Consider the following 11,743-nt stretch of genomic DNA (forward strand, 5'->3'; position numbering starts at 1 on the left):
AGTACCCTTAGAGAGCCTGAGATAAAAAAGGTTTTTAACAATACTAATTAGTAGCCCCGCCTGAAGAGCCCGTGTAAAAGACCCGTAGAGGTCGAATGAGCACGGGTGTCAGGGGCGGGGTACATTCGCTTTCTTCAGATCCTGCGTGGGTCGTCACGAGTCGGCTTCTAGGTCTTGTCATCACCAAGTGGATACTGTCTCCTTGCTAGCCTATTTAAGTTGACGCAGTATAGTGGAGTTATAGAATAGTGGTGTACAGCTTTGCCCAAGAGCAGGTTCGATATAGCCGTCAGGAACACCCTCGAAGTGGTCTTGCCCGAGGAGCTGTCGCAGAAGTTGGAGAGCGGGCAGAGGGTGACGGGCTACCTGGGCTTCGAGCCGAGCGGGCTAGTCCACGTAGGGTGGCTCATATGGATGTTCAAGGTTAGGGACTTGACGAGCATAGGCGTGGACTTCACGATCCTAGAGGCCACGTGGCACGCGTACATCAACGACAAGTTGGGAGGTGACATGGATATGATAAGAAAGGCCGCCAGGTTTGTCCGGCACGTCCTTAGAGCGGTCGGGGTCGAGTCCAATATCAGGTTCGTAGACGCCGAGGAGCTGGTCTCCGACGAGGAATACTGGGGGATGCTACTCAAGGCAGCCAAGGCGACGAGTCTCGCCAGGGTGAAGAGGGCGCTAACGATCATGGGGCGTAGAGCCGAGGAGGCCGAGCTGGACTCCTCCAAGGTCATATACCCGTTAATGCAGGTCACAGACATCTTCTACCTGGGAGTAGACATAGCCCTAGGCGGGATGGACCAGAGGAAGGCCCACATGCTCGCCCGCGACATCGCAGAGAAGCTGGGCTTCAAGAAGCCGATAGCCATCCACACGCCGATCCTGACAGGCCTCAGCGGGCCGGGCCGGAGAATGGAGGGGCTCGACGTAGACGACGTGCTTGCCGACGCTAAAATGAGCAAGAGCAAACCCGAGACAGCTATATTCATCCACGACAGTCCCGAGGAGGTCGAGTCCAAGGTGATGAAGGCCTACTGCCCACCGAGGGTGGTCGAGTTCAACCCCATAATGGAGTTGAACAAGTACCTCCTATTCCAGCAGGAGGGCTTCAGCCTCGTCGTCGAGAGACCCGAGAAGTACGGGGGGACGGTCGTCTACAACGACTACAACGAGCTGGAGAGGGCCTACGTCGAGGGCAAGCTACACCCGCTGGACTTAAAGAAGGCCACCGCCCAGAGCCTCAACAAGCTCTTAGAGGACATTAGGAGGAGGTTGTTCAGTAGCGGGGAAGCGGTCGCTCTACTCGAGGAGTTGAAGCACGCAAAGGTGACAAGGTGAGAGTTTAAAATCCATGTAGAAATCCATTAAAATAATAGCGGGCCGGTAGCTCAGCCTGGAAGAGCGCCGCCCTTGCAAGGCCTTAGCTTCAACCGAGGTCGCAGGAGAGGCGGAGGTCCCGGGTTCAAGTCCCGGCCGGTCCACTCCACTCAAATACTCAGGAGGTGGGCGCGTCCTTTACGATAACTACGAAGGATCGGGTTTACGGCTGTTAAAAACTGTTAGAGTGCCTTATTAGAGCAGACGTTAACTGCTCTTACTCTTCACTCTCTCCTCGACCACGATCATTGTGATTGTGGTCCTTATGTCTGGCAGTTTCCTTATCTTGTTTGTGACTATCTCCCTTATCTTCTCTAGGGACTCCGACTCGATCTTAACCACTACGTCGTAAGTCCCATAAACGATGTAGGCCTCGGTAACCTCTGGAATCTTGTAAAGCTCGTCGAGGACGCGCGACTCGGCGCCGATCTCGGTCTGAATTAGTACTATCGCGGTCGCCTTGGGCATTTCACACCCCCATTTTATAAAAATCCTGTTGTAAAATAAATATCTGTCGTCGAAAACCTTGCCTAGAATACTCGTGATCTACAAGAGAGAGGACGACCCGAGGAAGAACACGTCCGTTAAAATGGTGAGGAAAGGGCTAGCAGAGAGAGTTAGACCTAGCTCGGTGAGGAGGGGCGTCGTCCTAGACCCGTTCTCGAGGGATGTACTAGGTGCCTGGCTGAGGGGTGAACTGGAGGCTGGCGGCGTTGTCGTGGTCGACGCGAGCTGGAAGAGGCTCCACCCCGGCGTCTTCAGAGGGATACGCGGGATACACGTGAAACTACCACCTCTCCTGGCGGCAAACCCCGTAAACTACGGAAAGCCCTGCGTGTTATCTAGTGTAGAGGCCGTCGCGGCAGCGCTCTACATAACGGGTTTCAGGGAGGACTACGAGAAGCTACTGGGGTTGTTCAAGTGGATGCGGACGTTCCACGAGCTTAACAGAGAGCTTCTAGAGGAGTACTCCAAGGCCAGTACACCTGCCGAGCTGGAGAAGGTTGTCGCCGAGTACTGGGGCGTTAGCCCCTGTTGACGGGGCCGGGGATTAACCCGTCTTCTGTCTCTCGCCCGCATTGGACTAAGCGGCCTGTACCGGTCCGGCGACAGGTCACACCGGCCCCAGGCCTTACACCCCGCGGGACGGCCGTTTCAACGCATCCACCGCCGTCCTCGGCCGGTTACCAGACCCCCGTCGCCGGGGGTCTCGCGCGGCCCCATCGCCATTGGAGCGGTGGCCGTGTCGTTTCTGTGCCGTTGCCACGGGTTCTACCCGTGCTCCTTGCGGAGCCGCGGTGTCGCCCGGTGGACGGTGTTTCCTCACCCCTTACGGGGCGAAGCGGGCTCCCCGGCCCCCACAATTCTATTTCGCTATAGGCCCCTTAAGCTTATGCTACTAGAACCTCTTCTTTAAGGATATGGTTATATAGGAGAACACCCGTCCCTTGACCCTCTCGCTCCCTATCTCCACCTTCACCAGCTCGAGGCCGTCCCCAAGCCTGTGAACCAGCTCGTTGTACACGTCCACGGCTTTCGAGATGTACGGACCCCTACCCTTCAGTAGCACGAGGCCAGGCCCCTCCTGGAAGCCTACTATAGCCTCTATGACGTAGTCGTCTATACTACCCCTCCTCACGTTGATGACCTTGTTAACTTGGCCGGCAGACAAGCCAGGTCACCATATCTTGAGTTAGCTTTAGACACCCCCGTATTATATATTTTGCTGAATGGATGAGCGTCGCAGGAACCGGTCGTTCTACCCCTCCTCTTCAACTGCAACCACTGTACCCGGCAGTCGATCCGCCGTGGAGACCTGTGGTTTTACGGGTCTGTGTCAAGTGGAACAACTGGCCAGCTCACCCACCCCTATATTTCAACTGCAAGAAGTGACATCGTTGAAACGACCACATCTATAAGTTTGTATAAAGGTAGACAAAAGAAAATTGAGAAACGCTTATGCGGCTGAAATCGTAACCTAGTAGGTAAATACCTGTGTGTCAAGAAGCCGGCTCTGCAGTGTCGAGCTAGGGACAGTCTACGCCAGAAAGTGTGGTGAGAATAGGGGGGAACCGCAGGTTCGCCCCCATTGCTTCGACTGGGTCACCTGGCCAGGTCAGGCTATGGTGGCGGCCTCGTATGCGGGTTTTAGCGGGCGCCGTATCAGGTTGTGCCTCTCCAGCTCGTCGATGACTCTACTGATCTCTAGGGGGGCGCTAGTGGCCCCCTTGACTATGTCGTCGATAGTCCTCTCCATCCTCCTGGTCATGTCGACGCTTACCAGAGACGGGTACTCCGATGACAGGTACTCGTAGACCTCTACGCCCAACTTCGTCGGCACCAGCTTCTTTTTCTTCTTCGTCTCTACGACGTAGCCGTGACGCTTGATACTCTCGATTATCTTCGCGTAGGTGCTGGGCCTCCCAATGCCTGTCTTCTTCATCAAGGAGACGACGTCGCCCTCGCTATACAGCGCTACCCGGCTCCCCCTGACAACGCTCGTCGACGCTACCCCCACGGTGGCCACGTCGACGCCGACCTTTACCAGTCTGGGCGGCTGCACTAGGTTGAAGCCCTCCTCTACCACCTCCTCTACGAGCCTCAGCTCGGACAGGGGGAACCCGTCCACGATAACAGCGTACTCTGACACAACAGCCTTGAAGGGCTTCATCTGGCTCGCGATGAACCTCCTGAATATGAGGTCGTAGACCCTCAGGTGGAGTCTTGTGATCGGCCTCGTCAACACAATGACACCCTCGGAGACCGACTTCTCCAACATGTCGACGTCGAGAGGCCTTGTCGGTCTTATCGCCTCGTGGGCGCCACTACTGCCCCAGCTACTCGGGTTGGCCAGGTGAGACATGTTCTTAGACTCGAGGTACTTCAGGGCCAGGCTAATACCGGTCGACGACACGTGTGTCGAGTCTGTCCTGTGGTACGTAATCAAGCCCATCTCGAAGAGGTCTTGGGCAACTCTCATCGCGACACCTGCAGTGATACCGATTCTCGAGGCCGCGGCCAGGTAGTCGTCTGTTGTGAAAGGTGGTGGGGGGTTGAAGACCTGTATAGTGCTAGACTTCCTCACCAATGTAGCGGTTCTAGCAGAGGCGACCCTCTCGGCGACCTCCCTGTCGTCGAGACACGCGTTTACCCACAGTCCTCCCTGGAGGTCTAGTTGGAGAGATACCTTCCAGCACTTCGACTCGTTGTACTCTCTCATTCTCTGTATGATGAAGCCGAGAACGGGTGTCTGTACGCGCCCAGCCCCGAGAAACCTGGCGTTGTACTTCTCCCACAAATGAGTGCTAAGGCTGAAGCCGACGAGTCTGTCCAAGGCTCTCCTGTAAATCTCGGCCTCGACGAGCCTCTTCTCGATGCTCCTCTTGTTTTCCAAGGCCCTGAAGAACTCTCTCGGGGTGATCTCGTGCATCTCAACCCTGTACACCTTCTTCCCGAGATACCTTATAGACAGGTAAACGTCGTACGCTATCTTCTCCCCCTCCTCGTCTGGGTCCGTCGCTATGTACACCTCGTCCACCTCCCTCGCGACCTTTCTCAGCGATGCGATGGTCTCCGAGGCGTCGCTGTACACCCTGCTCCCGCACCTAGGGCAAGAGTCCCCGTAGGTGAACTGGGCCCCGCATATTAAACACTTCTTGATCGTCTCGTAGACGGGGGATATGGCGTCCCCGTTAAAGACGATACCGTATAGACCTCGCTCCGGGTTGGTTGTGAGGTCGTACAGGTGTCCTCTGGTAGCCATTATGACTAGGTGGGTTACACTCCCGTCTTTTATAAACGGGATCTCGTAAACTGGCGTCCTGCCTACAACCCTCTTCAACGGCCTGCCGAAGAAGCTCGCTATCGTCTTCGCCTTGGTAGGTGACTCGACGACGACCAGTATACTCTTGAAGCCGAACTCCCCACCCCCACCCCTCCGCGAGGACTCGATCAACTGGAGCTCTCTTTCTAGGTCTAGCTGGTCCAGCCTCTTTATCGAGAGGGCGTCGTTCGATATGCTTTTCAGGCGCGCCTCGAGCCCCCTAACCACGTTCACCAGCTGGGCGTGCTCGAATATCACCGACAGCCCGTGCGTCATGCGGCCTTTGAGCATCCTACTAGCCCTACCCGTGGCTTGAATGTACGTCATCAGGTCTGGTATGAGTACGAGGACCCCGTTTTCGGTGTAAGTGAGAGTGAGAGAGCCCGCTTCGACCACTCCGCTCGCGGCTACAATCTCGCGAACGACCTCTACCAGCCTTTTCTTTATCTCGACCAGTCTCGAGACCACGCTCTTCAGGTAGTCGCTCAACGAGTCGGGGCTAACTTTGCCCTTGAGCACTTGGGAGACCAGCCTCAGCTCGCTCGGGGAGAGCTTCAGCATGAAGGCTCTCAACTCCTGCAACACGCTTCCAGCGTCAACCCCTTTGTCCCGTGCTAGTATGGCGAGCCGGAGTAGGCCGTTCAGACTGGAGGCGTAGTCTTCCAGTTTCAACGTGAACAGTGGCGTGCCTAAGAAGACTATGTACTTGATAGCCTCCGGGGCGTCCACGCCCCTAACACTGACGCCGTAGTAGTTCGCGCTACCGTAGATCAGGTCGACCTCCCCTCTCCTGAGCTTCTCGATCGACGAGGGAGAGGCCTCCTCGACCTTTAGACCAGCGGCCGCTCCCTGCTTCAGGTCCTCGACGCACTTCTCGAAAAAGCCCCTTAACGGGTGTCTTGGGCTGACGTAGACGATACCGCCTCTACCCAGCCTACTGACGATGTCAACTATCTCCTTGCACGACGCCACGGGGAGGTAGGAGTCGGTTACGTCTCTACCGTAGACAGTCACGCCCGATATGTCCACTCTCAGCAGCTCTCTCAGGATCCTGGAGTACAACCCCTTCATCCGCCCAGTCGCGGACGAGAATACGACCTGCCTACCCCCCACCTTGCTGTAGGCTTCGTTTATTCTCTTCTCCAGCTCTACCAGCTCGCCGGCCAGCTTCATGTACCCCTCGTCGTCCCCTAGAGCCCTTGAGACGAGGAGCTTCCAGAGAAGGCTCATCTTGGCTTTCACTAGACCTACCACGTCCTCGTCGAAGCCGACGACCCTGAGGAGCCTCACAATGTTCTTCTGGCTTCTAAGAAGGCTGTCGACGTCGTCTACTATCACGATGTCTACACGCGAGTCGCGTAGAGCGCCCTCGTACCTGGAGAAGAAGCTGTTGGTTGCGACTAGTATGTCGAAGGAGCCGCTCGCTATGTCTCTTATTAAACTCTCGCGTGCCTTCTTCGACATCTTCGAGTCGTAGGCCACTACTCTCAGCTCGGTCTTCGACTTTTCGGAGATCTCCACCAGTTTCTTGTACACCTGGCTGACCAGAGCCCTCGTCGGCACCAAGAACAGGGCTTTTTTCCTGTACACTGCCGAGGAGTACACTGCGAAAACGGCGAGTAGCGTTGTTTTCCCCAGCCCTGTAGGCGCTATTATCGCCGTATTTTCCCCGCTCAGCAACCTCATCGCCCACGCTCTCTGACCACCCCACATCGGGGACCCCACCGCCTTTTCAAAGAAGGCGTTGAAGTCCTCGAGCTCGCTGTTCAAGAAGGCCTCTAGACTACCCTCTAGGCCTTCCCGCCTAGAGCACAGCTTGCAGACACCCGTGGTCTCGAGTTCCTCGGAGTAAGCGTCCCCGCCGCAAACAGGGCAAGAAGAAGAGTACACCGGGTTTAACTTCAGCATTTGCTTTAATGCCCCTATGTGGTTATACCGCTAGAAGGATTCGTTTAAAGAGGCGTGGTGCCGTATTACTGTGGTTCCACCGCGTAGATAGTAAAGCTTTTATACGGTTCTCTTAATGTTATAGATTTCAGCTATATACCTAAGTCAGAAAAGGGTGAAGGAAATGGCAGTCCAACCACAAAGTGCCAACACCGTGTTGGTGGGTAAGAAGCCCGTAATGAACTACGTAATAGCTGTACTAACTCTAGTACACCAGGGCATCAAAGAGATATACGTGAAAGCCCGCGGCAGAGCCATTAGCAAGGCTGTGGACACCGTCGAGATAGTGAGGAACAGGTTCCTGCCAGGCAAGGTCGACGTAGAGGAGATAAAGATCGGCAGCCAGACAGTGACGAACCCGCAGGGCAAGGAGAGCAGGGTCAGCATCATCGAGATCAAGATCAAGGTAAAAGAGTAAAGGACCGCCTGTACGACGTAGTTAGCAAACACTATTTTTAACGAACGCCCATTAACAGGCCATCTTCGACCGCCTCCTCCTCACAGCCGAATACTTCTCGACGAGCCCCCTGAGGTAAACAAGGGGGTCTACACACCTGTACTCCAAGTCCCCGACTTTAACGAGCAGGCCCCTCTTAACCAGCTTCCTCACTATGCTTAAAGCAGTCTTGTTGGGTAGGCAAAACCTTTCTTTCAGTATATCAACAGCCTCCCCTATGTTCAGCGGCTCCCTGCGGTCTAGGCAGAGGGCTACATACGACAGGAAGTCTCTTTTCTTGAGGAATTTAACTCCCTGCTCGACCATAACTACCCCACGAGTCTTGGGATTGGCTGACCTGTATTAAAACAGCGGTGGTATGTTGCCACGCGTGTTAGCGGGTAGCGTGGTGTTGGAGGCCTGGAGGCTAACACTGGACGAGCTGACGGCCCTCCTCAAGAGTTTAGATGAACAAAGTAGAGTCGGTGTCACGACCAGACCTGGCGTCATACTGGCACGCCTAGGCGAGAGGGCAGTCGACGTGGCCGTACCCCCGTTCGCTATTGTCGTAAGTGGCGTGGACCCCGCGACTCTACCGGCGGCGTTCTCGAAGGCTCCTGTAGCCTACGTCACGGCCAGGGACACGTGGCTGGACTTGAAGTGGGTTAGCGCGAGGACTCTACTAACAGTCGCCGAGGCCATCAAGGGGTGTGTGCTGGAGAACAACTGTGGGGTTGTCACTCTAGACGAGAACATCGAGATCCGACTGGGAGTCGTAGAAGAAGATTGCCAAGAAGTACACGCGACAGGCTTCTACACGGCACCATACCACTACGCCGGTGCGAAACCTGGCCGGCCCTACACGGGCGAGCCAGGGCTAGTCTCGCAACCAGGCGGGTATAGGTTGCTCGAGGTTTTAGCTGGGGAGAAGAGGGTTGTGAACCTTAAGATACCCTTGAAGTGTAGAGAGCCCGCGACACTGTACTTCCTCGGCCTAGTCGACGCCATTCTATACCTGGCCGGCAGGTGAGGACGCGTTTAAAGGCCTGATTTGCAGAAGTTATAGCCTGGATGAAGACACTTGCCCCCAGATGACGCATGGATGACGAAATTACCGCGATCTGACGCCTCTAGATCACTTTCATCCTCTTCCTGGCCTTCGACTCGACTACCTCGTTATACTCCTCGATCAGCCTCTTGATGTACGGAGACAAGACGCGCGGCTCCACCCTCTCCAACAGGCTCCTAAAGAACTTGCTGGCGCACTTGCTACTGTGGAACTCGAGTCTCAGGTCGCCGTACTGCACTACGATACCCTGCCCCTCCGGGAAGGGCCTCCCGCACACAACACACTTATGCTTTACACTCGTTGAAACCCACCTCGACTAGCTTCTCGTATAAAGCCGTGGGAGTCTCGGTGTAGAGCCTGATTCTAGAGCTCTTTGAGCGGGGGTCTAGTAGTTCGATGAACCTCCTCTGCTTGTTTAAAGTAAAGCAGAGGTTGTAGTCTAGAGCTATGAAGTTCTTGTTGTTTATGACGATGCCCTTCCTATACACCGCGAAGCTGTAGGGTATGATCAGGTTTACGTAGGTCATCCTCCTCGTGACGGCCCACCTCAGCGAGTAAAGTATGACAAAGATCAAGGTGTACATTGTAACGTAGTTCAGGAAGTTGGAGAGCAGCTTACTCCCTGTCACAGCAAGGAGGTAGGCCGCCAGCTCTACGCCGGCTAACCCGTTGTAGAGCGAGTACAGGAAGATCGCCAGTATGGAGATCGCGATCGTCACCATGAGGAACTTGAACTGCTGCCCCAGGTCTTTGTTTAGGCCCGGGTCCGAGACCGCAACCTTCATGGCGTTAGACTCCTTGTATAAAGGGGTTCCGAGCTCGCTCGGCGGAGGCATTTTACCGGTTTTCATTGTGAACCTGTAGACTATGAACAAGACGAACATGTAGAAGACGAGGAATATCAGTAGACCGTAGCCCGGTAGCAGGGTTGTCAAGAGGGCTATGACTATTATGCTGATAGCGTTGATCAGGACGCTGACGTGCCTCTTAGGCTGGCCCATCATCGCAGACACGCTATGAACACTATTGGCTGGTAGATTAATAAATTTGGATAGTGATATTAGGTTGTGATGATGAGTCGCCACTTATCGGAGTAGTGAAGACGGCTCGTGTTTCTGACGCCCTGTAACCAATTTAAGTGGTCTACTGGTGAAACTAACTTTGGTGATGATAAGGGAGCCCTGATCGGTGAGGAGGTTATCCCTGCCTGATAGGGTGTAGCGCTTGGGGGCGACGCTTCTAGTCAAGCTCTACGTGGACGCTGTAAGCGAGGTCGCGCTCCCCAAGCTAGCACGCGCTCTAAGAGGGATGGGTTTTAGAGTCGAAGTACTCCCACCCGTCTCTCTAATAGCATTGCTGTCCGCGGAAGTAGGGTCGGTTCACGACGTGATATACAAGGTGAAGTCCGCGGGCTCCAACGAGTACGTTAGGAGTGCGTGCCTTGAGTACTGGGCTAGGGCGTCCAAGTGCCCGTGTACCAAACCCCTCGTCAAGGTTAAAGACTGGGTCGCGTGCTCGGACACCATAGAGGGGGTGCAGCTCTACATAAGGTGCGGCCCTAGGGGCGTCTTAGTCAGGGTCGCCCTGAGAGGTTCGTTGAGAGACCTCGCGAGCCCTCCCTCCTCTATCTTCACCGTGTGTGCTGATAGAGAAGGCTTCGACAAGCTAACAACCTCGATAGGCAAGAGCCTTGAAACCCTATCGTCCTACGTTAGGAGCCTGGCGTGAGAGGTAATCTCTATTAAGGCGGAGGCGGAGACTATGAACTAGTGATGAGCGCCCTATCCAACGACGTGCCAGGATGAAGACTAACGAACCCTGTCTGAGAACGGGGGCTGAGGGTCCTACAACCCGCTTTCGTGGAGTACCTTCTTGAACCTGAGAGCGTCGTCGAACATGTAGACGTTGTTGAATAGTACGTAGACCTCTCTGTCTCTGTACTCGGATACGATGTTCTTCAGCTTCTCCAGGTCGCTGTCGGTGTACTTGTACCTGTAGTTCACTTCACCGGGGCCGATACCGTGGAGTCTGAAGTAGACCACGCCCGCCTTCTCTGAAACCGGCCTGTTTCTAAAGGGGTCTACCACGTGTACTATACCGAACTCCTCGACGACCCTGCGCAGCTCGGCCGAGTTGGCCCACTCTCCTCTCGGTTCCCAGCCTAAAACGAAGCCCTGCGAAATATCGCCCGCCTTGCTGAAGAACTCCCTGACCCATCTCACGGACTCCTCGTTGAAGGGGAGGCTCGGCGGAGTCTGTAAAACTACGACCTTGGCCCCAAGGGCCTCCGCGACCCTCAGGGTCTCCTCTAGTGCCTCGAGGTTCTCTTTTGTCGGCTTTAGCAAGCCGTAGTTCGCGAGGTCGCCCCTCGGCTTCTTCTTCATCCTCTTCCACGTGGGTGAGGTCGGGGGGTGTGTTATGGCCTGCCAGGCTTTCACGGTGAACTCGAAGTCTCTCGGAGCCTCGCTCCTGAGGTTCTCCGCCCACTCGACGGTGGGGAGGTCGTAGAAAGTGTTCTGGAGCTCGACTAGGCTCAAGGACTCGTAGTACTTCTTCCTCGCTTTGGGGAACCCGCAGCAGCCTACCTTGACTACCATCACGGTTTACCCTGTGAACCACACGGCCTCGATGTTCTTGACGGACTCCAACATCTTCAGTTTATCCGCTATCAAGCTCGGCTGCTTTATGTCCGTCTTGGAGACGTCGACTATGATCTCGCACTCGGCGATATCGCCCCTCTTGATCACGACACACTTGGTCATCACAATATCGGCACCGTAGTCCGCCAGGTACTTCGTTATCTCGGCCAGCACTCCAGGCCTGTCCTCTATCCTCATCATTAGTCTAACCAGTTTCGCCGACACCGGGAGGGGTGTTATGACTATCTCCTTCTTGTCTCTGTCCCCGACCACCACCACGAACATGCCCTCCCGTATGTCGAGCGCCTCTCTAATTGTCAAGGGTATCGTGATCCTGCCTTTGGAGTCTACACGGACAAGCTCCTCTATCTTAACCATTCACGAGACCCCCTTTGCTACTTGTTTAATTTGTAAACGCCTTTTATAAGCTATAGCAAACAAACTGCTAT

General features: G+C 55.1%; 13 protein-coding genes, 1 tRNA gene and 1 other RNA gene. 6 read left to right on the plus strand and 9 right to left on the minus strand.

What is annotated here, in order from left to right; genetic code table 11:
• The first annotated feature begins 261 nt into the window (after positions 1–261).
• Both ACP5VX_RS05045 and ACP5VX_RS05050 read left to right on the plus strand, forming a co-directional pair.
• Positions 262–1,341, plus strand: a complete 1,080-nt coding sequence (locus ACP5VX_RS05045) for a tyrosine--tRNA ligase (protein WP_428724804.1) — start codon at positions 262–264, stop codon at positions 1,339–1,341.
• A 39-nt stretch (positions 1,342–1,380) separates the two neighbouring features.
• Positions 1,381–1,484, plus strand: a tRNA-Ala gene (locus tag ACP5VX_RS05050).
• Positions 1,485–1,587: 103 nt separating this feature from the next.
• On the opposite strand, the gene ACP5VX_RS05055 is transcribed toward ACP5VX_RS05050, so the two are convergent.
• Positions 1,588–1,848 carry an Lrp/AsnC family transcriptional regulator gene (locus ACP5VX_RS05055; protein ID WP_428724805.1) on the minus strand — a complete coding sequence of 87 codons (261 nt, stop codon included), beginning with the start codon at positions 1,846–1,848 and terminating at the stop codon, positions 1,588–1,590.
• A 58-nt stretch (positions 1,849–1,906) separates the two neighbouring features.
• Here ACP5VX_RS05055 and ACP5VX_RS05060 point away from each other — a divergent pair, with 58 nt between their 5' ends.
• The gene (locus tag ACP5VX_RS05060) at positions 1,907–2,419 is read left to right on the plus strand and encodes a DUF367 family protein (protein WP_428724806.1); all 513 of its coding nucleotides are present in this window, start codon (positions 1,907–1,909) and stop codon (positions 2,417–2,419) included.
• Position 2,420: 1 nt separating this feature from the next.
• On the opposite strand, the gene rnpB is transcribed toward ACP5VX_RS05060, so the two are convergent.
• The 3 genes from rnpB to rgy all read right to left on the minus strand — a co-directional run bounded on the left by rnpB (position 2,421) and on the right by rgy (position 7,111).
• An RNA gene (gene rnpB, locus ACP5VX_RS05065) (RNase P RNA component) lies at positions 2,421–2,739 on the minus strand.
• A gap of 40 nt (positions 2,740–2,779) precedes the next feature.
• Positions 2,780–3,052 (minus strand): DNA-binding protein, encoded by a 273-nt coding sequence (locus ACP5VX_RS05070; protein WP_428724807.1) that lies wholly within the window; start codon positions 3,050–3,052, stop codon positions 2,780–2,782.
• A 444-nt stretch (positions 3,053–3,496) separates the two neighbouring features.
• The gene (gene rgy / locus ACP5VX_RS05075; protein WP_428724808.1) at positions 3,497–7,111 is read right to left on the minus strand and encodes a reverse gyrase; all 3,615 of its coding nucleotides are present in this window, start codon (positions 7,109–7,111) and stop codon (positions 3,497–3,499) included.
• 163 nt (positions 7,112–7,274) lie between these two features.
• Between rgy and albA the strand changes: the two genes are divergently transcribed.
• Complete coding sequence (albA, locus tag ACP5VX_RS05080; RefSeq protein ID WP_048162867.1) at positions 7,275–7,568, plus strand: DNA-binding protein Alba; 294 nt, start codon at positions 7,275–7,277, stop codon at positions 7,566–7,568.
• A 51-nt stretch (positions 7,569–7,619) separates the two neighbouring features.
• On the opposite strand, the gene ACP5VX_RS05085 is transcribed toward albA, so the two are convergent.
• Positions 7,620–7,913 carry a hypothetical protein gene (locus ACP5VX_RS05085; protein WP_428724809.1) on the minus strand — a complete coding sequence of 98 codons (294 nt, stop codon included), beginning with the start codon at positions 7,911–7,913 and terminating at the stop codon, positions 7,620–7,622.
• Positions 7,914–7,968: 55 nt separating this feature from the next.
• On the opposite strand from ACP5VX_RS05085, the gene ACP5VX_RS05090 reads away from it, so the two are divergent.
• Positions 7,969–8,616: a hypothetical protein gene (locus tag ACP5VX_RS05090; RefSeq protein WP_428724810.1), complete on the plus strand. Its 648-nt coding sequence runs from the start codon at positions 7,969–7,971 to the stop codon at positions 8,614–8,616.
• A 100-nt stretch (positions 8,617–8,716) separates the two neighbouring features.
• Here ACP5VX_RS05090 and ACP5VX_RS05095 read toward each other — a convergent pair whose 3' ends face one another.
• Together ACP5VX_RS05095 and ACP5VX_RS05100 are read right to left on the minus strand one after the other, a co-directional pair.
• Complete coding sequence (locus tag ACP5VX_RS05095; RefSeq protein ID WP_428724811.1) at positions 8,717–8,932, minus strand: hypothetical protein; 216 nt, start codon at positions 8,930–8,932, stop codon at positions 8,717–8,719.
• Between the two features lie 7 nt (positions 8,933–8,939).
• Complete coding sequence (locus ACP5VX_RS05100; protein ID WP_428724814.1) at positions 8,940–9,659, minus strand: DUF2208 domain-containing protein; 720 nt, start codon at positions 9,657–9,659, stop codon at positions 8,940–8,942.
• A gap of 220 nt (positions 9,660–9,879) precedes the next feature.
• On the opposite strand from ACP5VX_RS05100, the gene ACP5VX_RS05105 reads away from it, so the two are divergent.
• Complete coding sequence (locus tag ACP5VX_RS05105) at positions 9,880–10,383, plus strand: hypothetical protein (protein ID WP_428724812.1); 504 nt, start codon at positions 9,880–9,882, stop codon at positions 10,381–10,383.
• A 116-nt stretch (positions 10,384–10,499) separates the two neighbouring features.
• Here the strand turns inward: ACP5VX_RS05105 and ACP5VX_RS05110 are convergent, their stop codons facing one another.
• Positions 10,500–11,252, minus strand: coding sequence for a DUF72 domain-containing protein (locus ACP5VX_RS05110; RefSeq protein WP_428724813.1), 753 nt, complete (start codon positions 11,250–11,252; stop codon positions 10,500–10,502).
• 6 nt (positions 11,253–11,258) lie between these two features.
• Positions 11,259–11,672, minus strand: a complete 414-nt coding sequence (locus tag ACP5VX_RS05115) for an ACT domain-containing protein (protein ID WP_014736915.1) — start codon at positions 11,670–11,672, stop codon at positions 11,259–11,261.
• Positions 11,673–11,743 lie beyond the last annotated feature (71 nt).

Source organism: Thermogladius sp. (assembly GCF_049970955.1).
GTDB lineage: Archaea > Thermoproteota > Thermoprotei_A > Sulfolobales > Desulfurococcaceae > Thermogladius.

Excerpts from the sequence above, each read along its gene's own strand:
- ACP5VX_RS05055 (WP_428724805.1), bottom strand. The coding sequence starts at position 1,848 with ATGCCCAAGGCGACCGCGATAGTACTAATTCAGACCGAGATCGGCGCC.
- rgy (WP_428724808.1), bottom strand. The coding sequence starts at position 7,111 with ATGCTGAAGTTAAACCCGGTGTACTCTTCTTCTTGCCCTGTTTGCGGC.
- albA (WP_048162867.1), top strand. The coding sequence starts at position 7,275 with ATGGCAGTCCAACCACAAAGTGCCAACACCGTGTTGGTGGGTAAGAAG.
- ACP5VX_RS05085 (WP_428724809.1), bottom strand. The coding sequence starts at position 7,913 with ATGGTCGAGCAGGGAGTTAAATTCCTCAAGAAAAGAGACTTCCTGTCG.
- ACP5VX_RS05100 (WP_428724814.1), bottom strand. The coding sequence starts at position 9,659 with ATGATGGGCCAGCCTAAGAGGCACGTCAGCGTCCTGATCAACGCTATC.
- ACP5VX_RS05110 (WP_428724813.1), bottom strand. The coding sequence starts at position 11,252 with ATGGTAGTCAAGGTAGGCTGCTGCGGGTTCCCCAAAGCGAGGAAGAAG.
- ACP5VX_RS05115 (WP_014736915.1), bottom strand. The coding sequence starts at position 11,672 with ATGGTTAAGATAGAGGAGCTTGTCCGTGTAGACTCCAAAGGCAGGATC.